Origin of the sequence: Streptomyces sp. NPDC087428 (genome assembly GCF_044744085.1) — a bacterium.
In the GTDB taxonomy this organism is placed as follows: domain Bacteria; phylum Actinomycetota; class Actinomycetes; order Streptomycetales; family Streptomycetaceae; genus Streptomyces.
The window spans coordinates 70,713-92,569 of record NZ_JBIUXR010000007.1; the positions used below are offsets into that span (position 1 = coordinate 70,713).

The 21,857-nt window shown below is 71.5% G+C and carries 22 protein-coding genes; 12 read left to right on the forward strand and 10 right to left on the reverse strand.

What is annotated here, in order from left to right; translation table 11 throughout:
- Positions 1–150: 150 nt before the first annotated feature.
- The 3 genes from ACIO3R_RS16305 to ACIO3R_RS16315 form a co-directional block, all read right to left on the reverse strand.
- On the reverse strand, positions 151–687 hold the full coding sequence (locus tag ACIO3R_RS16305; protein ID WP_402106161.1) for a pyridoxamine 5'-phosphate oxidase family protein: 537 nt from the start codon (positions 685–687) through the stop codon (positions 151–153).
- A 76-nt stretch (positions 688–763) separates the two neighbouring features.
- Positions 764–2,293 carry an MFS transporter gene (locus ACIO3R_RS16310; RefSeq protein ID WP_402106162.1) on the reverse strand — a complete coding sequence of 510 codons (1,530 nt, stop codon included), beginning with the start codon at positions 2,291–2,293 and terminating at the stop codon, positions 764–766.
- A gap of 152 nt (positions 2,294–2,445) precedes the next feature.
- A complete protein-coding gene (locus tag ACIO3R_RS16315; protein ID WP_385350274.1) occupies positions 2,446–2,934 on the reverse strand; it encodes a MarR family winged helix-turn-helix transcriptional regulator in 489 nt (162 codons plus the stop codon).
- A 197-nt stretch (positions 2,935–3,131) separates the two neighbouring features.
- Here ACIO3R_RS16315 and ACIO3R_RS16320 point away from each other — a divergent pair, with 197 nt between their 5' ends.
- Positions 3,132–4,259 carry a DUF4037 domain-containing protein gene (locus tag ACIO3R_RS16320; protein WP_402106165.1) on the forward strand — a complete coding sequence of 376 codons (1,128 nt, stop codon included), beginning with the start codon at positions 3,132–3,134 and terminating at the stop codon, positions 4,257–4,259.
- Between the two features lie 354 nt (positions 4,260–4,613).
- Positions 4,614–5,573 (forward strand): nitronate monooxygenase, encoded by a 960-nt coding sequence (locus ACIO3R_RS16325; protein WP_385029804.1) that lies wholly within the window; start codon positions 4,614–4,616, stop codon positions 5,571–5,573.
- A gap of 45 nt (positions 5,574–5,618) precedes the next feature.
- Here ACIO3R_RS16325 and ACIO3R_RS16330 read toward each other — a convergent pair whose 3' ends face one another.
- Entirely contained in the window at positions 5,619–6,104 is a 486-nt protein-coding gene (locus ACIO3R_RS16330) for a winged helix-turn-helix transcriptional regulator (protein WP_385029801.1), read from the reverse strand.
- A gap of 90 nt (positions 6,105–6,194) precedes the next feature.
- Between ACIO3R_RS16330 and ACIO3R_RS16335 the strand changes: the two genes are divergently transcribed.
- The 4 genes from ACIO3R_RS16335 to ACIO3R_RS16350 all read left to right on the forward strand — a co-directional run bounded on the left by ACIO3R_RS16335 (position 6,195) and on the right by ACIO3R_RS16350 (position 10,196).
- Positions 6,195–7,385, forward strand: a complete 1,191-nt coding sequence (locus ACIO3R_RS16335; RefSeq protein WP_385029798.1) for an MFS transporter — start codon at positions 6,195–6,197, stop codon at positions 7,383–7,385.
- 218 nt (positions 7,386–7,603) lie between these two features.
- On the forward strand, positions 7,604–8,362 hold the full coding sequence (locus ACIO3R_RS16340; RefSeq protein ID WP_402106169.1) for a GntR family transcriptional regulator: 759 nt from the start codon (positions 7,604–7,606) through the stop codon (positions 8,360–8,362).
- Between the two features lie 36 nt (positions 8,363–8,398).
- Complete coding sequence (locus tag ACIO3R_RS16345; RefSeq protein WP_385029792.1) at positions 8,399–9,700, forward strand: MFS transporter; 1,302 nt, start codon at positions 8,399–8,401, stop codon at positions 9,698–9,700.
- A 19-nt stretch (positions 9,701–9,719) separates the two neighbouring features.
- Entirely contained in the window at positions 9,720–10,196 is a 477-nt protein-coding gene (locus ACIO3R_RS16350) for a hypothetical protein (protein ID WP_385029789.1), read from the forward strand.
- 600 nt (positions 10,197–10,796) lie between these two features.
- On the opposite strand, the gene ACIO3R_RS16355 is transcribed toward ACIO3R_RS16350, so the two are convergent.
- Positions 10,797–11,231: a MarR family winged helix-turn-helix transcriptional regulator gene (locus ACIO3R_RS16355; RefSeq protein WP_385029786.1), complete on the reverse strand. Its 435-nt coding sequence runs from the start codon at positions 11,229–11,231 to the stop codon at positions 10,797–10,799.
- Positions 11,232–11,338: 107 nt separating this feature from the next.
- On the opposite strand from ACIO3R_RS16355, the gene ACIO3R_RS16360 reads away from it, so the two are divergent.
- Positions 11,339–12,253 carry an alpha/beta hydrolase gene (locus ACIO3R_RS16360; RefSeq protein WP_402106173.1) on the forward strand — a complete coding sequence of 305 codons (915 nt, stop codon included), beginning with the start codon at positions 11,339–11,341 and terminating at the stop codon, positions 12,251–12,253.
- Positions 12,254–12,481: 228 nt separating this feature from the next.
- A complete protein-coding gene (locus tag ACIO3R_RS16365) occupies positions 12,482–12,853 on the forward strand; it encodes a VOC family protein (protein ID WP_402106176.1) in 372 nt (123 codons plus the stop codon).
- Positions 12,854–13,042: 189 nt separating this feature from the next.
- Here ACIO3R_RS16365 and ACIO3R_RS16370 read toward each other — a convergent pair whose 3' ends face one another.
- Positions 13,043–13,768, reverse strand: coding sequence for an SMI1/KNR4 family protein (locus tag ACIO3R_RS16370; RefSeq protein ID WP_402106178.1), 726 nt, complete (start codon positions 13,766–13,768; stop codon positions 13,043–13,045).
- Between the two features lie 252 nt (positions 13,769–14,020).
- Positions 14,021–14,524, reverse strand: coding sequence for an NUDIX domain-containing protein (locus ACIO3R_RS16375; RefSeq protein ID WP_402106181.1), 504 nt, complete (start codon positions 14,522–14,524; stop codon positions 14,021–14,023).
- Positions 14,525–14,745: 221 nt separating this feature from the next.
- Here ACIO3R_RS16375 and ACIO3R_RS16380 point away from each other — a divergent pair, with 221 nt between their 5' ends.
- The 3 genes from ACIO3R_RS16380 to ACIO3R_RS16390 all read left to right on the forward strand — a co-directional run bounded on the left by ACIO3R_RS16380 (position 14,746) and on the right by ACIO3R_RS16390 (position 16,308).
- A complete protein-coding gene (locus ACIO3R_RS16380; protein WP_402106183.1) occupies positions 14,746–15,201 on the forward strand; it encodes a helix-turn-helix domain-containing protein in 456 nt (151 codons plus the stop codon).
- 27 nt (positions 15,202–15,228) lie between these two features.
- Complete coding sequence (locus ACIO3R_RS16385) at positions 15,229–15,858, forward strand: hypothetical protein (protein WP_402106185.1); 630 nt, start codon at positions 15,229–15,231, stop codon at positions 15,856–15,858.
- 114 nt (positions 15,859–15,972) lie between these two features.
- Entirely contained in the window at positions 15,973–16,308 is a 336-nt protein-coding gene (locus tag ACIO3R_RS16390) for a DUF2516 family protein (RefSeq protein WP_363026661.1), read from the forward strand.
- Here ACIO3R_RS16390 and ACIO3R_RS16395 read toward each other — a convergent pair.
- The 3 genes from ACIO3R_RS16395 to ACIO3R_RS16405 all read right to left on the reverse strand — a co-directional run bounded on the left by ACIO3R_RS16395 (position 16,290) and on the right by ACIO3R_RS16405 (position 20,167).
- A complete protein-coding gene (locus tag ACIO3R_RS16395; RefSeq protein WP_385029767.1) occupies positions 16,290–17,633 on the reverse strand; it encodes a PP2C family protein-serine/threonine phosphatase in 1,344 nt (447 codons plus the stop codon). The two genes, ACIO3R_RS16390 and ACIO3R_RS16395, sit on opposite strands and share 19 nt — an antisense overlap.
- Before the next feature lie 454 nt (positions 17,634–18,087).
- A complete protein-coding gene (locus ACIO3R_RS16400; protein WP_385029764.1) occupies positions 18,088–19,149 on the reverse strand; it encodes a C40 family peptidase in 1,062 nt (353 codons plus the stop codon).
- A 241-nt stretch (positions 19,150–19,390) separates the two neighbouring features.
- Positions 19,391–20,167 (reverse strand): class I SAM-dependent methyltransferase, encoded by a 777-nt coding sequence (locus ACIO3R_RS16405; RefSeq protein ID WP_402106189.1) that lies wholly within the window; start codon positions 20,165–20,167, stop codon positions 19,391–19,393.
- 272 nt (positions 20,168–20,439) lie between these two features.
- Between ACIO3R_RS16405 and mshA the strand changes: the two genes are divergently transcribed.
- On the forward strand, positions 20,440–21,804 hold the full coding sequence (gene mshA, locus ACIO3R_RS16410) for a D-inositol-3-phosphate glycosyltransferase (RefSeq protein WP_385029758.1): 1,365 nt from the start codon (positions 20,440–20,442) through the stop codon (positions 21,802–21,804).
- The last annotated feature ends 53 nt before the right edge of the window (positions 21,805–21,857 follow it).

Genomic DNA, 21,857 nt, shown 5'->3' on the forward strand with positions numbered 1-21,857 from the left:
GTGTCCGCCGCAGCGGGAGCAGGTGTAGCCGGGGTCGGGTGCCATGGGCGGGATCCTAGAGCCTCCCCGTCGCGTGCCGGTGCCGCACGGGCCCGTCCCGGCGGCGACGGACGGCGCACGCGAGGCCGCGGTGAGGGCCCCGCGTGCGGGTCACTCCGCCGCCGGCACGTCCAGCGCCGTCCCGTACAGCCGGGAGACGCGGAGCCGGATCACCACGCGCCGGTCGGCGACCACCCGGGCCAGGAAGGCCGCCTCCTCGGCCGGGTCCTCGAAACCGGGGGTCATGGCGAGCAGTTCGCGGCTCACCGCGTCACCGGGGACGGCGGCCGGCTCCGACACCTCGGCCGCGCCCTCCGCGACCGCGAACGAGAACACGTCAGGGCCGCCGACATGCAGTGCGGCGTGCGGATCGGCGCGCAGGTGGCGGGGCTTGAGACGGTCGGCGGTGCTGGAGACGCGTACCACGCGCTCGTCGGCGTCCCAGGTGTAGAGCACGGTCGTCAGGTGGGGGTGTCCGGTGCGCCGGACGCTCGCCAGGGCCCCGAACCGCTGCTCCCCGAGCAGCCGGGACAGTTCGGCGTCGGTGAGTACGCGCGGGGCGGGGCCGGCGCCGGGGCCGGACTGCGGCTCGTTCCCGTCGGGTGCGGTCTGCTGGGTGGGGGTGGGAGTGGGCCGCTGTTCGGTCATGGGGTCAGGTCCTCAGCTGGTCGTGGTGGACGCGTGCATGGGGCGGACGGGCCGTGGGCGGCGGGCCGCGCCCCGGTCAGGCCGCGGGAGCGGCGTCGGTGCGGTGCGCGGTCTCGGATTCGGGCCCGCGCGCTCGGTCTGCGGACGGCGAACGGGTGCCGGGCTCCGGCCGCCCGAGCACCGTGAGCGCGACGAGGAATGCGGCCGTGAGCAGTCCGCCGCCGACCGCGAACGCCAGGTGGTAGCCGCCGGTCAGCGCCTCCGCCCGGTCGCGCCCCTCGGCGAGGAGGGTGTCGGTGCGTGAGGCCGCCAGGGTGGAGAGGACGGCGACGCCGGTCGCCATGCCGATCTGCTGTGTGGTGTTGAACAGCCCCGAGGCCAGCCCGGCGTTCTCCTCGCCCGCCCCCGACATGCCGAGCGCGGTGAGCGCCGGGAGCGCGAGGCCGAAGCCCGCGGCCAGGAACATCAGCGGCAGCAGATCGGTGGCGTAGTGACCGTGGGCAGGCACCCGAGTGAGGAGGCCGAGCAGGGCGATCAGCAGGGCGAGCCCCAGAAGCAGGACGTTCCGGTCGCCGAACCGCGCACTCAGCCGGGCCGAGACGCCGAGCGACACGGCACCGATGACGGCGGCCGCGGGCAGCATCGCGAGACCGGTGGCGGCGGCGCCGTGGCCGAGCACCCGCTGGAGGTAGAGCGCGACCAGGATCTGGAACGAGAACAGCGCGGCCACCATGAGCATCTGCACCAGATTGGCGCCGGAGACGCTCCGCGACCGCAGGATGCCCAGCGGCAGCAGCGGGGCCGGTGCGGTGCCCTGCCGGACGACGAACGCGGCGAGCAGGACCAGCGAGAGTGCGCCGAGGCCGAGCGTGTGCGCCGACAGCCAGCCGTACGAACCCACTTCGACGACGGAGTAGATGCCGAGCATCAGCCCCGACGTGACCAGGACGGCGCCCAGGACGTCGGCGCCCGCGGCGAGGCCGGGCCCGCGGTCGGCGGGGAGCACGCGCACGGCGACGAGAAGGGCCGCGATCCCGATCGGCAGGTTGATGAGGAAGATCCAGTGCCAGCCGGCGGCGTCGGTGAGCACCCCGCCGAGCACCTGGCCGATCGACGCCCCCGCGGCTCCGGTGAAGCTGAACACGGCGATGGCCCTGGAGCGTTCGCGGCTCTCGGTGAACAGGGTGACGAGGATGCCCAGGCCCACCGCGGACGCCATGGCGCTGCCGGCGCCCTGGAGGAAGCGAGCGGTGATCAGCAGGCCGGGTGAGCCCGCCGCGCCCGCCAGTACCGAGGCGGCGGTGAAGACGGCGGTGCCGGCCAGGAACATCCGCTTGCGGCCGATGAGGTCGCCGAGCCGGCCGGCGAGCAGCAGCAGACCGGCGAAGGCGAGCAGGTAGGCGTTCACGACCCAGCTCAGACCGGCGGGCGAGAACCCGAGGTCGTTCTGGATGGCGGGCATGGCCACGGTCACGATCGAGCCGTCGAGCACGGTCATCAGCAGGCCGGTGGCGATCACGCCGAGCGCGAGCCGGCGCGAACGGGCAGTGGCAGGTGCCTTGGCCGGCGTCATGACAGGCGTGTGGGCAGGGAACGGAGCGGACATCTGACTCTCCTGTCGGTCGGGTCGACAAGAGAGACGCTAACAGATGGTTTTGTTGCGGACTATTTCTTTCGGTCTGTTTTCTGCGATCGGCTCTGCGATCGGCTCTGCGATCGGCTCTGTGGACGCCTCTGCGGAGGTGTCTGCGGAGGTGTCTACTTCCGGCTCTGGCGGGCCCGGCGGGCCGGTCCGGGGGTCTCGGCCGGGGTGGACAGGCGGTCGCCGGTCAGCTGCTCCAGGGCGCGCAGGAGCACCTCCCGGTCACCGCGCTCCAGGCCGGCCAGGGCGTCCGCGTGCACCCGGTCCACGATCTTCTGGCTCCGCGCGGCGACCTCGGCGCCCTTCTCGGTGACGGCGATGATCCGCGCCCGCCGGTCCCGGCTCGAAGGGCGGCGCTCCGCGAGGCCCGCGCCCTCCAGGGCGTCCACCGTCACCACCATCGTGGTCTTGTCCATGTCGCCGATCTCGGCGAGCTGGATCTGGGTGCGCTCCTCCTCCAGGGCGTGGACCAGGACGCAGTGCATCCGTGCCGTGAGCCCGATCTCGGCGAGCGCCGCCGACATCTGGGTCCTCAGGACGTGGCTGGTGTGGTCCAGGAGGTAGGAGAGGTCCGGTGCGGTGCGCGTGGGTGCCATGGCGGTCATGTCTGCCAGGGTAACCATTCGGTCTGTGGTGGATCGTCCGCAAGCGAACCGTTCCCGCGTGGTCCGGCCACCCCGGGACCGTCTCGCTCCGGCCGGCCCGGGACCGGTCCGCTCCGGCCGGCCCTGGACCGTCTCGCTCCGGCCGGGCCGGGACTATTTCGCTGGCCGATCCGATTCCGTCCCCGCACAGTGGCCGTATGACCCACGCCGAAGCCGCCTTCCTGCCCGGTCTGGAGCTCTCCCGCATCCTTTACGAGGAGGGGGTGCGGCCGGTCCTGGACGACGCCTTCCCCGGACTGCCGTACGCCGCCGCGCGGATCGGGCCGGGCTCGGAGGTGCTCGGCTTCGACACGGCCAGGTCGGCCGACCACGACTGGGGCCCGCGGCTGGACCTCTTCCTCGCCGCGGACGACGTGGCGGCACACGGCGAGGCGATCCGGCGGCTCCTGGCGGACCGGCTGCCGAAGGAGATCCGCGGCTGGCCCACCCACTTCCGCCCCGCCGATGACCCGCTCGACCCGGTCGGGCACCTGGAGAGGACCGAAGGCCCGGTCAACCACCGCGTGTCCACGTACGACCTCGGCGGCTGGCTGACCCGGGAAGCCGGCTTCGACGCGTCGACCGCGGAACCGGCCGTCCGGGACTGGCTCGCGATGCCGCAGCAGCGGCTCGCCGGGATCACCGGCGGTGCGGTGTTCCACGACGGCCCCGGCCTCCTCACCGCCGCACGGCGGCGGCTGGCCCGGTATCCCGAACAGGTCTGGCGCTACCTGCTGGCCTGCCAGTGGCAGCGGATCTCCCAGGAGGAGGCCTTCGTCGGGCGCTGCGCGGAGGTCGGGGACGAACTCGGCTCGGCCGTGGTCGCGGCCCGGCTGGTGCGCGACCTCATGCGCCTCGGCCTGCTCCTGGAGCGGCGGTACTGGCCGTACAGCAAATGGCTGGGCAGCGCGTTCGCGCAACTGGACGCGGCCGAGCGGCTGTTGCCGTCCCTGCGCGGCGCGCTGGCGGCCACGGACCTGCCGGAACGGGAACGGCACCTCTGCGCCGCTTACGAGGCGGTGGCGATCCGCCAGAACGCGAGCGGACTCGTCGACCCGGTGGACCCGTCGCCCCGCCCGTACCACGGCAGGCCGTTCCTGGTCCTGCACGCGGAGCGCTTCGCCCGCCCGCTGGCCGCCTCGCTCACGGACCCGGAGCTGCGCGGCCGGCCACTCACCGGGGCCGTGGACCAATGGGCGGACAGCACCGACCTGTTGACGGGCGCGGGCGGGGACGCGCTTCGGGCGGCGGCGGAGGCGGCGGGGGCGGCGACGGCCCGCCGGTGACGCGGAGCGGACGCCCTTCCGCGCACCCCGGGCGCCCCGAAAAGCCGTGGCTGGCCGTTGGGCCGCCCGCATAGCTTTGACGCCCGTGACCCATGATCCGAAAGCGCTGCCCGACGGGTTGGTACGTGTCCTCCGCACCCGGCCGGCCGCCGTTACCGCGACGGGCGGACGGGGATGACCGAGTGTGCTCAGGCGAAGCCGGAGACCGCCGTCGAGGAGCGCCTGTTCTCCCGTGAGTACGCGGCCGCGAACCTGAGTTCGGTTCCCGCAGCACGTGGGCAGGCTCGCCCTGATCACCCCGAGCACCCGGGTCGCCGCTTTACCGGCGCACGGGCGAGGGCGATGCTTGCGGTCATGGAACTGTCGACGGCGTTCACGGAACTGCTCGGTGTGCGGCACCCGATCGTGCTGGCGCCGATGGGCGGATCGGCCGGGGGCGCGCTGGCGGCGGCCGTCTCCCGCGGCGGCGGACTCGGCATGCTGGGCGCCGGGATGGGGGACCGGGACTGGCTGGCCCGCGAACTGCCGCTGATGGCGGGGGTGGAGGAGCCCTGGGGCGTCGGGTTCCTGAGCTGGGCGGCCGATGCCGGTGCGGTCGGGAAGGCGCTGGAGTACGGGCCCCGGGCGGTGATGCTGTCCTTCGGGGACCCGGCCCCGTTCGTCGAACGCGTCCGCGCGGCCGGTGCGGTGCTGATCATCCAGGTCACCGATCCGGAGGAGGCCCGGCAGGCCGTGGACCTGGGCGCGGACGTCATCGTGGCGCAGGGCACGGAGAGCGGCGGGCACGGTGCCCGGCACGGGCGGTCCACGCTTCCGTTCGTGCCGGTCGTGGTGGACCTCGCGGAGCCCGTACCGGTGCTGGCGGCCGGCGGGATCGCCGACGGCCGCGGCGTGGCCGCCGCCCTGGCCCTGGGCGCCGCGGGGGCGCTCATCGGCACCCGGTTCCAGGCCACGGCGGAGGCGCTCGTCGATGCCTCGGTGGCCGAGGCGCTCGTGCGGGGGCGCGGGCAGGACACGGAGCGCAGCCGCGTTCTCGACATCGTCCGGGGGTCCCGGTGGCCGGCGAAGTACACGGCCCGCACCCTCGGCCATCCCTACCTCGACCGATGGCGGGGCCGGGAGGAGGAACTCGCGGCGTCCGCCGGGGCGCGGCAGGACTATCGGGCCGATGTGGCCGGCGGCGCCGTGCCGCCCCTGCCGGTGTGGGCGGGCGAGGCCGTCGACCTCGTCACCGACCTGCCGCCCGCGGCCGGTCTGGTCGCCGCGCTGGCGGCTCAGGCCGTCGAGGCCCTGGCGCGGGCGGGGCGGCGCTGACCGGGCCTGGGCGGGTACGCGCGCGGGCCCGGGTGCCGGGCCGCGTCAGCCGGCGACCTTGCGCACGTGTGACGTCGACGCCGTGACGGGCCGGCCGCTCCGGTCGAGAACGCCGACGCGGGGCACGTCCCGACCGTCGTGGCCGATCAGGACGGAGTGGTCCTCGCCGGGAGCGAAGGCGTGCCGCTCTCCCCACTGCCTGAGCGCGACGACGGCGGTGAACAGTTCCTGGCCGGCGTCGGTGAGCCGGTAGGTGTGGCGCTTGGCCCCGGGGGGAGTGGTGGTGGCCAGGATGCCGTGCGCGGTGAGCTTCCGGAGCCGGTCGCTGAGGATGTTGCGGGCGACGCCGAGGCTGTTCCGGAAGTCGGTGAACGACGCCGCGCCGTCCATGGCGTCACGGACGATCAGCAGGCTCCACCGGTCGCCGACGAGATCGACCGTGCGCGCGACCGGGCACGTCGGATCGGTCCACTGCTGATCCGCCCACTGCTGATCGGTCCACTGCTCGTCGGTCGGCACCGCGTCCGGCATGGGGCTCCTTCCGTATGAGTTGCATATCGAAACCATTGTGCCCTAGCCTTGAACGGTTTCATATTGAAACCAATGAAGGGGTGGGCAGAGATGTCGTCGACGATCACGAGCGGTCAGCGCCTCGTCCTGGCGTCGGTGTGCGCGGTGGCGGTGTCCACGATCTACGCGATCCAGCCGGTGCTGGCGGCCGCGGGCAGCGATCTCGGCCTGGCCGGGAAGACGCTGGGGTGGCTGGTCGCCGTCGGCCAGCTCGGGTACTTCGCCGGTCTCGTCCTGCTGGTGCCCCTCGGGGACGTCCTCGACCGGCGGACGCTGATCGTCGGGCACCTGATCCTCACCGGCGCGGGCGCGGCGATCACGTCCCTCGCACCCGGTGGGCTGATCGCCGGGGCCGGTCTGGCGGTCGCGGGCCTGTTCGCGGTGGTCGTGCAGATCACCGTCGCCTACGTCGCGGCCACCTCACCGGCGGGCGAGCGCGGCCGCAACATCGGCACGGTCACCTCGGGCGTGGTGCTCGGCATCCTCGGCGTCCGGGTGCTCGCGGGCGCGCTGGGGGACAGCCTCGGCTGGCGGGCCGTCTACGCCGTACTCGCCGCGCTCTGCCTCGCTCTCGCGCTGATCGCCCGCCTGACCCTCCACCCCGACACCCGGCCCGCGCGGGCCCGTTACCGGGACGTCCTCGCCACCGGGGGACGTCTCGTCGTCACCGACCGGCTCTTCCTAGGCCGCGGGCTGATCGCGTTCTTCCTGTTCGCGTCCTTCGGCACCCTGTGGAGCGGGCTGGCCCTGCCGCTGGGGGCCGCGCCGTGGCACTTCGGCACGACGGCCGTCGGACTGTTCGGACTGGCCGGCCTCGTCGGCGCCGTGGCCGCCGCACGCGCGGGCGTCTGGGCCGACGCGGGGCGCGCCCAGGCCGTCACCGGCTGGTCGCTGGCGCTTCTGGCCGTGTCCTGGACGCTCACCGCGCGGACGGCACCGACCCTGTGGCCGCTCATCGCGGGCGTCGTCCTGCTCGACTTCGCCGTCCAGGCCGTCCACGTGAGCAATCAGCACCTCCTCACCGCCGCGCACCCCGAACACTCCAGCAGCGTCATCGGCGCCTACATGGCGTTCTACTCGCTCGGCTCCGCCCTCGGCGCCGTCACCACGGCATGGGCGTACGCCGCCGCGGGGTGGCGGGCGTCCTGCCTGCTCGGCGCCGCCTACGCGGTGGCCGCGCTGACTGTGTGGCTACGCGCACGGCGTGCGGCGGTCGCCTCGCCGGCGCGGTGCCCGGCATGACGTCCTGGCTCGGCGAGAGCGGCGCGACGAAGGTGCGGCCGAAGCCCGAGCGGCGGCGGCCGGGCGCGAACCAGGAGCACCGGCCACGATGCCGCCCTCCGCAGGCGCGCGGGTGCCGAGCGTATTTCTACTCCAGCAGCTTTCGTCCGGTCCCGTAGCTTGCCACTGCCGCCCGGAATCACCCGCTGGCGCGTATCAGACCGACCGGAGAGTCGCCCATGCCCCGAGAGGCGCCCTACCTTGCCGTGGCCGAGGTGCTGCGCGGACGGATTCTTGCGGGGGAGTGGGGTGTTGGGGAGCGTCTGCCGTCCCGGGCGCGGCTCGCGCAGGAGTACGGGGTCGGGCGCAACGTCCTGCAGAGGGCCATGGATCTCCTGATCATCGGCGGCCTCCTCGAAGGGCGCGCGGGCTCGGGGACCTACGTGCGAATGCCCCGCGAGCGTCTGCGGCTGGTCCGTTCGCGGCACCGCGAACGCCGGGGCGGCTCCACCTCCCGCTCCGCCACGAAGGAGCGAGGCAGGGCCGACGCCTGGGACTCGCACAGCCAGGTGCGGGTCCCCGCTCCTGAAGCGATCGCCGAGCGGCTCGACATCAGTTCCGGGGATCTCTGCGTCAGGACGCGGTACGAGTTCCTCGCCGGCGGGTATCCCGTCCAGCTCTCCGAGTCCTGGGAGCCGATGGCCATCACGGAGGAAACGCCCGTCGTGCTGCCCGAGACGGGCCCCCTGGCGGGGAAGGGCGTGGTCGAACGCATGCGGTCCATCGGTGTGGTCATCGAGACCGTCGTCGAGGTGCCGCGCCCCGCTCGTGCCACCCAGGCGCAGGCGAACCTGCTGGGGATCAGCGTGGGGGACCTCGTGCTCCGGATCGAGCGCACCATCTACGACACCGACGGGCGGCCGGTGGAAACCGCCGACATCGTCATTCCGGACGTGCGCCGGGAAGTGGTCTACGAGTTCGGGGCCGACCGGCCGTAGCCGCCGAGTCCCGCGCAACCGAAATAGGAGATTCCTGTGTCAACGTCTTCTCGGCCCGGACTCCTGCGTGACCCGGACTTCGGGCGCCTGTCCGCCGCCACCGCGCTCGGTCAGCTGGGTGACCGCATCATCTTCCTGGCGCTGCCGCTGGTCGCGATCACGGCGCTGAACACCGATGAGTTCCAGGTCGGACTGCTGACCGCGATGACCACGGCAGGTTCGCTCCTCATCGGACTTCCGGCCGGCGCGTGGGTGGACCGTATGCGGAAGAGATCGGTGATGATCAGCACCGATCTCCTGCGGGCACTGAACCTTCTGACGGTACCCGTCGTGTGGTGGGCGGGATCCCTGACGATCTGGTGGCTCTACGCGGTCGCGTCGGCTCACGGACTGCTGACCGTCTTCTTCGATGTCGCCCACGTCAGTTACCTGCCGCACCTGGTGGGGCGTGACCGTCTCATCGAAGGCAACTCGAAGCTCTCGGCGATACGGTCGGTGACCAGTATCAGCGGGCCGGCGATGGCAGGACCTCTGGTGGGCTGGACCGGAGCGCCTGCGGCACTTCTCGCGAGTTCGGCCGGGATGGCCGCATCGGGTCTGCTCGCGCTCGGTATCCGTACACGCGAAAGAAGGCCGGAGCCGAGTGGCGACCCCAAGATGCTTCGAGACATCAAGGAGGGTCTGAGGTTCGTCCTCGGGAGCCCCGTCCTGCGCGCCGTCATGCTGGGCGACGCGATCTTCAACCTGTTCCTGGTCATGTACCAGACCATGTTGCTGTTCTTCCTGGAGCGGGAGATCGGACTCCAGTCCTTCGGTATCGGCCTCCTTCTGTCCGGAATGGGCTGCGGTGCCCTGCTGGGCGCGCTGGTGGCCACCACGGTCTCGAAACGGTTCGGGCAGGGGACGGTCATCTGGCTCGCCCCACTGGTCACGTGCCCGCTGACCGCCCTGATGCCGCTGGCCCGGCCGGGCTGGAGCGTGTACGTGGCCGCGGTCGGCCTCGCGGCACTCTCACTGGGCGGAGTCGTCCGCGTTGTCGCTCAGTCGAGCTTCCAGCAGGCCCTCACACCGGATCGGCTTCTGGGCCGGATGAGCGCGACATCCCGTTTCGTGTCCTGGGGCGGCATTCCCCTGGGCGGGCTCCTGGGGGGAGCCTCGGGTTCCGTACTCGGGGCCACACCCACGCTGTGGATCGGCGCAACCGGTATGACGCTGAGCATTCTCCCCAATGTCCGGATCCGGGGCCGAGACGGCTGTGGTGAGGACCGTGACGACGGCCGGCGGCGGCCGTCCGGGAGCCCGCTGCGGCTCAACGACCTCCCCGGCGACGGCACGTGAAGATCGGCAGCGTGGAACGATGGCCGCCATGTCCGGTCAAGTGTGGGTGTCACTCATATCGTTGGGCGGTTTCGCACTCGGTGGCGCGCTGTCCTTCCTCGTCCAGTTCGCGACGCAGCGGTCGGCTGAGCGGACGGAACAGCGGCGGCAGCAGACCGCGTTGTCGGAGGCCCGGCGAGTGGAGCGGCTCACGCTGCTGGAGCGGTTCGTCGAAGCGGGGGCCGCGGCGGAGCGCGCGGCCTTGAGCCAGCCGGACGAGTGGGACGACACGACGCCTTGGTTCCTGGAGACCCGGGAATCCATGAACAGACTCTGGGTCGTGGAACGGCTGATCCGTATCCAGTTTCCGCTGCCCGTGCACGACGCCGCACGCGAGTACTTCCTCGACCTCAACCGCACCGTGTGGGAGGGCCTGCCCGACGGCGAGAGCGTGCGCGACTACCTGGAGGACAACAGACTGGCCTTTCTCGACGCGGCCCGAGCGGTCATGGGATAGCCGGCCAAGGTTTCGAAGGCCCTGCGCGGGGACGGCCCTCAGCGGTCCGGCCACGCGAGAAATGCGGATGCCCGTCCCGGGACGCACCAGCGGACTGCCGAGCGTGCGCATGGACCGGATGCCGTCCCCTGAGCGAAAAGGCCAGGGCCCAGTCGGGACTGCGCTATCGACTGTCCGCTCTCGTTGCTGACGCGTACGCGCGTGACGGGTGGACCGCGATCGTCCAGGACATCATCCTGCGCGCGGGCCTGTCGCGGTACGTCACCGGCCTGCGCACACATCCCGTATACGTTGTCGTTCCGGCCCCCTCCCCGACTGCTGTGCGCGGCAGGGAGGCGGGGCGCTCGAAGACCGGGTACGGGATCCGGACGGTCGAGGCCCTCGACCGGTCCTTGCGCGAGGAGACTCCGCGTATCGGACTCCGGCTGGACACCTCGGAACAGACACCGGTGCAGACCGTCGCGACGATTCTCGACAACCTCCCACGGCACGCGTCGAGACCGACCGACCGGCCGACCGTGTCAGTGAGGAGTCCTGCCGGCCCGGCCGCCGCGACGAGGCCCGAACGTGCGGCAGCGCACCACGCACCAGACAGACGAATCACTCGGGCGTAGGGCCTGACGCGGGCGAGGCGAGCATCGTCCCGAGGATGCGTTGCAGCTCGACGCGGTCCTGGGGGGTGACTCTCGCCAGCCTGCGGTCGTACTCCGCCGCGAGAGCTGCAAGTGCTCGATCGCGTGCTTGCGTGCCATCGGCGGTCAGTACGAGCCGATGGCGCCGCAGGTCCGCCTCGTCGATCTCGCGGCGGACGAAGCCCTTGGCGACGAGGTTGCGCACGTAGACCGTCACGCTCGCCCTGGGCAGCAGCAGCGCAGTCGCGATCTCGGCCGGATACGGCGATGCCTCCACCTCGGCCAGGACGAAGAACTCCTTCGTCTCCAACCCGAGCTCGGCCAGCTCCCCCGTACAGGCATCCATCACGACGCCCAGCAGCCGCTGGTTCAGCGTCCACAGCTGCGCCCCGTCGACCGACATGCGGCCCTCCATCCCAGTGGTACTGTTTCGTATTAGTTCCATATTGTATCAGTCACTGTTCTGTACTGGATTCCTGTGGAACAACGACCTGACGAAGGAAACCACGCATGCTTCAGCACCTCACGATCCCGCGCGGTCCCGTCGAACTGGCCGCCGATCTCCATCTGCCCGACAACGCCGACAGCGGCGCACCGCTGCGCGCCGTGGTGCTCTCCACCCCGGGCAGCAGCGTGAAGGAGCAGATCGGCGCCAACTACGCCTCCCGGCTCGCCGCCCGCGGCATCGCGGCGCTCGTCTTCGACCCCGCCCATCAGGGCCGGAGCGGAGGCGAGCCCCGCGACCTCGAAGACCCCTACCGCCGGGGCGAGGACATCTCCTACGCCATCGACGTGCTCACGACGACCCCCGGCATCGACCCGCAGCGCATCGGCGTCCTCGGCATCTGCGCCGGTGGGGGCTACGCCGTGCACACCGCCCGCACGGACCACCGCGTCAAGGCGGTCGGCACGGTCGTCCCCATCGACATGGGCACCTCGTTCCGCGGCTTCCGGCCCGACGGCCCGGCCGCCGCACTCAACGCCCTCGCGGACGCGCGCATCGAAGAGGCCCGCTCCGGCGGGACGACCCGTGTGAACTGGCTGCCCGACACCCTTCAGGACGCCACGGCAGCGGGCCTGACCGACATCGACACCTTGCAGGCCATCACCTACTACCGCACCGAGCGCGGCGGCAACGAACACTCCACGAATCGGCGCCTCTCGCGCGGTGACTCCCTCCTGCTGGGCTATGACGCGTTCCACCTGGCCGATCAGCTCATGACCCAGCCGCTCCAGGTCGTCCTCGCCGGACGCATCGGCAACACCGGCTCCTACGACACCGGCATGAGGCTGTGGAAGCTGGCCCCCAACCCCGTCGACCTCATGGTGATCGAGGGCGCCGGCCACTACGAGATGTACGACGAGCCCGAATACGTCGACGCCGCCGTCGAACGACTCACCAGCTTCTACGTGAGCAACCTGTAGGCATCCGAAACAACCTGTAGGCATCCGAACCGGCCAACCCATGCGGTCACCGGGCAGTACCGCTGGGCCTCTTCCACCGACACTTGAACCGGGCTGTGTCCGGTGACGCATTCCTGAACCCGGTACCGCCGGTGGGGCCGACGGCACAGAAGATCAAGCCAGCCGCACGCTATTAACCTGCCTCTAGGGTGTTCATCGCGGAAATCCGCCGATCGGCAAGGAGAAGCCATGCCCCCGCAGATGAAGTTGGTCGCGATAACGCTCGATTGCCCGGATCCGCCGGCTCTGGCGCTGTTCTACCAGCAGGCCACCGGCCATGAACCGCACCCGAAGTCGGACGCCGACTTCGCGGGCCTCAACGGTGAACACGGACTTCTCATCGGCTTTCAACGGGTCGACGACTACCGGGCGCCGAGCTGGCCCGACCCAAACGCCCCCCAGCAGCTTCACATCTGCTTCAAGCTCGATGAGGACCTGGACGTGGCAGAGGCCCGGCTGCTGGAGCTGGGTGCGGGCAAGCCGGACCACCAGCCGCATGGCGACAAGGCGCGGGTCCTCACCGATCCGGCCGGGCATCCCTTCTGCATCGTCAGAGGCTGAGTGAGGGGCCTGTCCCATCTGGCTGGGGCCAGGACGAGGGGCGCACAACCACCACGTGCACGGTCAGTTGTTCGATGCGGCCGGGCGCGTCCGCGGCATTGAGGACGATCACCGCGCTCATCACCGGTGAGCATCGGGTGTGGAGAAAGGTGTACAGAAAGGCAGTTCGTCGGCTTGGGACGGCTCCGACTACCCACCTACCCAGCGGCCGGGGAGGGTGGCGCAGAGCGACTCCAGGTCGGCGAACGTATGTCCCCGGACGTGCAGCCAGCTGCGGTCACGCAGTCCGTCGAGCCGCAAGAGCTTCCCCGGCGCGGAAAACCAGCACACGGGTGACTCCTCCTTCCCCGTCCACATCGGGTACTCGGGAAACTCCACCGGCGCGAACCGATTCGGCAGCTCGCGAATCAGGCCGGCGGGAAGTTCGCAGGCGTTGTAGAGCCGTCCTTCGCCGGCCAGCAGCGTCTCGCTGAGCACGAGCTCGACACAGGCCAGGGAGACCCGCTCCAGGAAGCGGACCCAGCCATCCCGTGACTGGACGAACACCGGCGGATCGTCCTGACCGAGGTCCCGCAGCCGTACTCCCCAGAGGGCGCATCCCTGGTTCTCGCTGCGGAAGACGAGCACTCCACCGAACTCGTCGTGCACGAACAGCTCGGAAGGGCTCAGCAGCGGGTCCTGGTTGCCGGTGAGGTCGTGGCGCGTACCGAGAAGCGAGTACGCCTCGCGCAACGCGGTCGGCAGCGTGAGCCCCAGCGTCTCCTCGGCTCGCTCCAGCTCCTCCGCTCGCGTACCCGCGCCGTCGGCGAGCGGCTCCGCCCACGCTGCGGCGAAGCCCCTGACGAAGGCCCAGGCTCGCGCCCTGTCGGGTATCCCACCGCGCAGAGCTTGAGCCACATCGAACGCGTCAACCATGCGGTGGACCGTACAGGCCGGCCGGATTCGCCGGGAGTCCGCCAGGCCGTTCGCCAGAAGCGCTGGGACTCGCGGTGTCCGCTGGGAACGGACAGACGGACAGCGGCGCACAGTCTGAGACGGAGCGAGCTGGTTGTCGTCAACCCGGCACCCTGGCCAGGGGGTTTCTGGACCGTTGAGCACGACAACTGTTGTCGGGTTCGCATCGTTCTTGGCGTGTACCGCGCTTATCACCAGCAAAGGCGGACAAGGTCAGGACTGCGCGGTCCGGAACACGAGATACCGGCTGAAGGCCTCGTGGCTGTCGGGGGTGAAGCGCCACTCCAGCAGGGCCGACCGCAGCTCCGACTCGGTCAGCCAGCCATGCCAGGCGACCTCATCGGGATCGGCGGCCACGGCGTCCGGCACCAAGACTTCGTGCACGCCGAGCCAGTGAGGGCTCAGACCGCCGCGGTTGAGGAACGTGAACAGCAAGCGCGGCAGCACCCGAATGCCCAGCTCTTCGGCCAGCTCCCGCGAGGCGGCCTGTTCATAGGACTCACCGACATCCACGGCGCCACCGACCACGACCTCATGGAGCCCGGGGAAGCGTGACAGCTGCTCCGACCGCCGGTGGACGAGGATCCGCCCTCGCTCATCACGACACACCGTCACGGCGACCCGGTGCAGCCAACTCTCCCGAATGGCCTGCCGGCGGCTGACCACCACCCCCAGCACACGATCTTGATCGTCGACACGCTCCACCAGTTCATCCACGACGCACACCCTGGCAGAGCCCACCGACAACGTCGCTTCCCGGAGCCCCGTGGAGGCCGGCCCAAGAGAACCTGCACCAGGAGGCCGGACGCGGATGGCGACAGATGTCGTGCACATACGACACCTGTCGCGCTCGGGCTCACAGGCCCGTCCGAGTGGTTCGGAACACTTTTGCAAGCGTCTGCTTGCAAAAGTTAGCACCGAGGGTCCACCATCGAGGCATGGCATCACTCAACGTCGGCAACCTCGGCGAGTACCTGCGCGAGCAGCGGCGTACCGCGCAGCTGTCGCTGCGGCAGCTCGCCGATGCCGCCGGCGTGTCCAATCCCTATCTCAGCCAGATCGAGCGCGGGCTGCGCAAGCCCAGCGCCGAGGTGCTGCAGCAGGTCGCCAAGGCGCTGCGGATCTCCGCCGAGACCCTTTACGTACGGGCCGGGATCCTGGACGAGCGGGAGCGGGACGAGCTGGAGACGCGGGCGGTGATTCTGGCCGATCCGTCGATCAACGAGCGGCAGAAGAGCGTGCTGCTGCAGATCTACGCCTCCTTCCGCAAGGAGAACGGGTTCGAGGACGAGCCCGGGGGTGAGGAGGGCAGTGCGTCCGGTGCGGACGTGCCCTTCAATGCCGACGGCAGTGCTGCCGATACAGCTTCAAAGCCTTCAAAACCCTCACACTGACTCTGATGATCCGGGAGGACCACAGTCATGGCCATCACCGATGACCTGCGCAAGACCCTCACCGACCCGACCCCCCTCTACTTCGCCGCCGGTACGGCCGACCTCGCCGTGCGGCAGGCGCGCAAGGTGCCGGCGCTGATCGAGCAGCTGCGGGCCGAGGCGCCGGAGCGTATCGAGGCCGTGCGCAACACCGACCCCAAGGTCGTCCAGGAGAAGGTGACCGGGCAGGCCAAGGAGGCGCAGGCCACCTTCCAGGCCAAGGTCACCGAGGTGATCGGGGCGTTCGACACCGATCTGAAGAAGCTGGGCGAGAGCGCCCAGGACCTGGCGCTGCGCAGCGTGGGTGTGGCCGCCGAGTACGCGGTCAGGGCCCGGGAGACGTACGAGAAGGTCGCCGAGCGCGGCGAGCAGACCGTGCGGACGTGGCGGGGCGAGACCGCCGAGGAGATCGTCGAGATCGCCGTCGTCGTCGAGCCGCGCAAGGAGTCCGAGCCGGACGCCAAGGCCGGCCCCAAGCCGGAGACCCCGCAGGTAAAGGCGGAGACCAAGGCCGCGCCGAAGCCGGTCGCCAAGCCCGCGCCCGCGTCCGCGTCCGCCAAGAAGGCGCCCGCGCGCAAGCCCGCCGCCAAGAAGACCACGCCGCCCACCGCCAAGTAGCGCGGTGGCCGGCAGGGGTGCCGGGAGGCGGGCGGGCACCTTTCGGGGTGCTCCGGTCGTTGTCCCGGTACCTTGGCCGCGAGGCGCTCACCCACGTACTAGGCGGTGCACATCATGTTGCTCGAAAGCTTCAACTCGGTCCTCGGGCTGATCTACACGGCAATGCTCATCCTCGCCGTGGTCGCCCTGATCATGGCCGCGGTCGCCCGCGAGGATGCCTACCGGGCCGCCAGTAAGCAGACCAAGCCCTTCTGGCTGATCATTCTCGGCATCACGGTGGTGGTGAACCTCTGGGTGCCCCTGCTCTTCGTGCAGCTCGCCGGGCTGGTCGCGACCATCGTGTTCTTCGTGGATGTGCGGCCCGCGCTCAAGGCCGTCACGGGCGGCGGCAACCGCCGCGGGGGATCGAGCAGCGACGGGCCGTACGGGCCCTACAACGGCGGGCGTTGAGCGCCTGCGGGTGACACCTGACCGGGGCGGGGGCGCGGAATGCTCCGGCCCCGGTCGCCGTTGTGCGCCCTGCGGCGCACGACGTCCTCGTCGCGGTCGAGCAGCAGGACCGCGACATCGTCGGTCAGCTCGCCGCCGTTCAGCTCGCGGACGTGGGTGACGGCCGCCTCCAGCAGGTCCTCGCCGGTCAGCCCCTCGGCCAGCTGGCGGTTGATCATCGCGACCATGCCGTCCTGTCCGAGGCGCTGCGTACCCATTCCGGTCCGGCCCTCGATCAGCCCGTCCGTGTACATCATCAGGCTCCAGGAGCCGCCCAGTTCCACCTGCCGGCGCGGCCACCGGGCGCGCGGCAGCAGCCCGAGCGCCGGGCCGCCGTCCTGGTACGGAAGCAGGTGCGCCGCCCGCCCCTGGCGGGCGATCAGCGGTGCGGGGTGGCCCGCCAGGCAGAGGCCCGCGCGGCGGCCGTCGGGGGCGATGTCGACCGTGCAGAGGGTCGCGAAGATCTCCTCGCTCTCCCGTTCGTGCTCCAGGACCTGCTGGAGCGTGGAGAGCAGTTCGTCGCCGCAGAGCCCGGCCAGGGTCAGCGCCCGCCACGCGATGCGCAGCTCCACGCCGAGCGCCGCCTCGTCCGGGCCGTGCCCGCAGACGTCGCCGATCATCACGTGGACCGTGCCGTCGGGCGTACGGACCGTGTCGTAGAAGTCCCCGCCGAGCAGCGCACGGCTGCGGCCGGGGCGGTAGCGGGCGGCGAAGCGCAGGTCGGAGCCGTCGAGCAGCGGCGTGGGGAGCAGACCGCGCTCCAGGCGGGCGTTCTCCTGGGCCCGCAGCCGGGACTCGGTGAGCTGGTGCTGCGCGATGTCGGCGCGCTTGCGTTCGACGGCGTAGCGGATGGCGCGGCTGAGCAGCCTGCCGTCGAGCTCGTCGCGGAAGAGGTAGTCCTGTGCCCCCACCCGTACCGCTTCGGCGGCCAGCTCGGCGTCCTCCTGCGCCGTGAGGGCGAGTACGGCGTGCCGGGGCGCGATCCGCAGGACGTGCTTGAGGGTGGCCAGCCCGTCCGCCTCCTGTCCCGGCGCGGTACGTGCCTCGCCGCCGGACGGCAGGGCCAGGTCCAGCAGGATGCAGTCCACGTCGTCGGTGAGGAGCCGGCCCGCCTCGGTCAGATTGCGGGCGGTACGGATACGGACCCGGGTGCCGGCCGCGGCCGGCAGTTCCGGGACGGTGAGGGTGCCCGCCGGGTCGTCCTCGATCACCAGGAGGGTGAGGTCGGCGCCATAGCTGGTCTCCGCAGCGGGAACGGAACGCTGCTGCGGTACGGGTACGGGCATCGAAATCGGGTTTCCTTCCCTCCCCCCGAGGGCGCGGCGGAGCGACGATCGACGACCCGCCAGACGGGGACGATAGCGGTACGGGATGTGGGAACGGAATGGCGCTCGATACGTGCCGGCCGTTCCGGAGAGGGCGTAAAGCCGCGGAAGGGCGCAGATCCGGCGGGATGCGCCGGGGCTGCGGCCCTTTCCGGCACATGACAAAGGTCACGTGCCGCGCCGGGCCCCGGGTGGCGCGGGTCACGGCTGCGGGGCGGAGGCGGATCGGAGCCCGGCGGCGGGGACGGAAACCGCACCGTTTCGGGCCCCCGCCCGCTCTCCGGTAGCTCCACGGCTGCTCTCCGCCGGTTCTCCGACCGGCCTTAAGGGTCCCTTGAGGCTCTCTTAAGGTCGGCCGTCAGCTCGGCCGTCAGCTCGGACGCCACTTGCCCGTCCCTCGCCCGTCCCTCGCCCGTCACTTGTCCGGGCGGACGACTCCGAGGATCTCCATCGAGCCCGCCCCCGCGAGGGTGATGTTGCGGCCGGGGCGCGGGGCGTGCACGATCGCGCCGTCACCGACGTACATCCCGACGTGCGTGGCGTCACCGAAGTAGATGATCAGGTCGCCGGGGCGCATGTCCTTGATGGCGATGTGCGGCAGTTGCCGCCACTGCTCCTGCGAGGTGCGCGGGACCGGCCGACCGGCCGCCGCCCACGCCTGGGACGTCAGCCCCGAGCAGTCGTACGACGAGGGGCCCACGGCGCCCCACTTGTACGGCTTGCCGATCTGCGAGGTCGCGAAGGCCACCGCCTTCTTGCCGCTCGCGCTCGCCCCGCGGTTGATCTCCTTCAGGGCGCCGGAACTCAGCCAGGCCGTCTGCGACTTGTACTCCGCCTGCTGTTCCAGTTCGAGGAGCCGGGCCCGCTCCTTCTTCTCCAGCCGGGACTCCAGCTTCTTGGCCGCCGCGATCTGCGCGTTGATCTTCTTCTTGGCCTTGGCCTGCTTGACGCGATTGGCTTCGAGCTTGGTCCAGTTGGTGCTCGCGTCCTGGGTGTACGTCTCCAGGTCCTCCTGGGTCCTGTTCAGTTCGCCCAGGACCCCCTTGGCGGCCTGCTGGCCCTGGCGGGCCCGGCTGACTCCGTCCAGGAAGAGCTGCGGGTCGCCGCTGAGCATCAGCTGGGCGCCGGCCGGCATTCCGGCGTTGCGGTACTGCTCGCGGGCCTGGGCGCCCGCTCTGCTCTTGAGGTCGGCGATCTTCGCCTGGCCCTCGACTATGGCCTGCGCCAGCTTGACGATCTCGCCCGACTGCTTCTTGGACCGCTCCTCGGCGAGGTTGTACGCGTCCGTCGCCGTGCCCGCCTTGCGGTAGAGGGCCTCGATCTCCTCGCGCACCTCTTCGAGGCTCTTCTTCCCGGGCTTCACCGGCTGTTCCGGCGCGGGGGGCACCGGGGCGGCGAACGCCTGGACCGGTGCGGCCAGTACGGCCAGCGCGCAGACCAGCGTGATCGCCGCGGCGGCACTGTGGCGTCGGTTCACGAGCTCCCCCTCCGGACAGACCCGAACGGATCTGATTTACCGTCAGTAACTTATGGCACCGACGAGATCGTGCCATGCCGTACCGAAAAGCAACAGAGGCTCACACGTCTCCGGCAATTCCGGCCGGTCGCCGGTGCCGCAGACACGCTCCCCCCCGTACCGCTCCCCGTATCTGGGACGAACGGTGCCCGGCCGACGTTCCCGGCGCAGGGGAGTTCCTCCCCGTTCCCGGCGTGTCGCTCTACTGGCGGGGTTTCAGCGCCTCCCAGTTCACCGTGACTTCACCCTGGCGCCACCGCCGCACCCCGTCCGTCACCGGCCAGTCGCCGGACAGTGCCCGTACCGCCGTGATCCAGCGCTGCCGGGCGCCCAGCGAGGCGTACGGTGCCGCGGCGGCCCAGGCCCGGTCGAAGTCGCGCAGGAACGCGTGGACGGGCTCGCCCGGGACATTGCGGTGGATGAGCGCCTTGGGCAGCCGCTCCGCGAGGTCGGAGGGCCGGTCCAGGGAGCCGAGCCGGGTCGCGAACGTCACCGTGCGCGGTCCTTCCGGGCCCAGCGCCACCCAGACGTGGCGGCGCCCGATCTCGTCGCAGGTGCCCTCCACCAGCATCCCGCCCGGCGCGAGCCGCTCGCACAGCCGCTGCCAGACCGCGGCGACCTCGCCCTCGTCGTACTGGCGCAGCACGTTCGCCGCCCGGATCAGCGCGGGCCGCTCGGGCAGCGGGATCTCGAAGCCGCCGTGCCGGAACGTGAGGCCCTCGCGCTCGTACGGCTTCGCCGCCGCGACCCGGTCCGGGGAGATCTCGATGCCGACCACCGCGGTGCGCGGCTCGGCGCCGCGCAGCCGCTCCAGCAGTTCCACGGCGGTCCAGGGCGCGGCGCCGTACCCGAGGTCGACCGCGACGGGGGCGTCGGCGCGGCGCAGGGCGGGGCCGTGGGTGGCGGCGATCCAGCGGTCCATGCGGCGCAGCCGGTTCGGGTTGGTGGTCCCGCGGGTCGCGGTGCCGATGGGGCGCATGACACAGAGCGTAACGAGCGTCGTGGAGCGGACGCCGCGGAGGCGTCGTGGCGACGCGCCGAAAACATACGGTAATGATTTGGCAAAGCGGAAATGAAAGGAGGAGTTCCGCTGTTCCAGCCCTTCGAAGGGACCGTGTGCCCCTTCGGTGCCATGCCCGAACGAGCCGGTATCAAGTGTCTGAACGAGCCGGTATCAGTGCCCTGAACGAGCCGGTATCAGTGCCCTGAACGAGTCGGTACCAGTGCCCTGAACGAGGAGGACCGGACGACGTGAGTCAGTACGTCTCTCGGCTCGGCAGCAGCCGCGTCGCACCGCGTCTCAGGTTCCCCGCCGGTTTCTCCGGCTCCTTCGCGGGCGGCCCCCGCAGGCCCCGCCGGATCGCGATGCTCTCCGTGCACACCTCCCCGCTGCACCAGCCGGGGACGGGCGACGCGGGCGGCATGAACGTCTACATCGTGGAACTGGCCGAACGCCTCGCCGCGCTCAACATCGAGGTCGAGATCTTCACCCGCTCCACCACCGGCGCACTGCCGCCCGAGGTCGAGCTGTCGCCCGGCGTCCTGGTCCGCCACGTCGACGCGGGGCCGTACGAGGGCCTGGCCAAGGAGGAGCTGCCCGCCCAGCTCTGCGCCTTCACGCACGGCGTGATGCAGGCGTGGGCCGGCCAGCGCCCCGGCTACTACGACCTGGTGCACTCCCACTACTGGCTCTCCGGCCATGTCGGCTGGCTCGCCGCCCAGCGCTGGGGCGTCCCGCTCGTCCACGCCATGCACACGATGGCGAAGGTCAAGAACGCCTCGCTCGCCGAGGGCGACACCCCCGAGCCCGCCGCCCGGGTCATCGGCGAGACCCAGATCGTCAGCGCGGCCGACCGGCTGATCGCGAACACCGCGGAGGAGGCCGACGAGCTCGTCCGCTTCTACGAGGCCGATCCCCGGGCCGTGGCGGTCGTCCACCCCGGCGTCAACCTGGACCGCTTCCGCCCGGCCGACGGGCGGGCCGCGGCACGGGCCCGGCTGGGGCTGCCGCAGGACGCCCTGGTCCCGCTCTTCGCGGGCCGCATCCAGCCGCTGAAGGCCCCTGACGTGCTGCTGCGCGCCGTCGCCGTCCTGCTGGACCGCGACCCCTCGCTGCGCTCGCGCATCGTCGTGCCGGTCGTCGGCGGCCCGAGCGGCAGCGGCCTCGCCAAGCCGGAGGGGCTGCACAAGCTGGCCGCCCGGCTGGGTATCGCGGACGTCGTACGGTTCCACCCGCCGGTCGGGCAGGACCAGCTCGCCGACTGGTTCCGGGCCGCGTCCGTGCTGGTCATGCCCTCGTACAGCGAGTCCTTCGGCCTGGTCGCCATAGAGGCCCAGGCGGCGGGCACCCCGGTCGTCGCGGCGGCCGTGGGCGGCCTCCCGGTGGCGGTACGGGACGGGGTCAGCGGCTTCCTGATCCCCGGCCACGACCCGGAGGCGTACGCCGAGGCGCTGGCGCGCTTCGCGGCCGCGCCGGAGCTGGTCGCCCGGATGGGCGGCGCGGCCGCCGCGCACGCCCGGCGGTTCGGCTGGGACACGGCGGCGGCGGCGACCGCGGACGTGTACACGGAGGCGATGCAGGAACACCGGCGACGGGTGCGGTCGCGCCACGTGTGAGACCGGGCCGGGTGCGGGGCCGCGCCGTGCGTGAGGCCGGGCCGGGTGCGGGG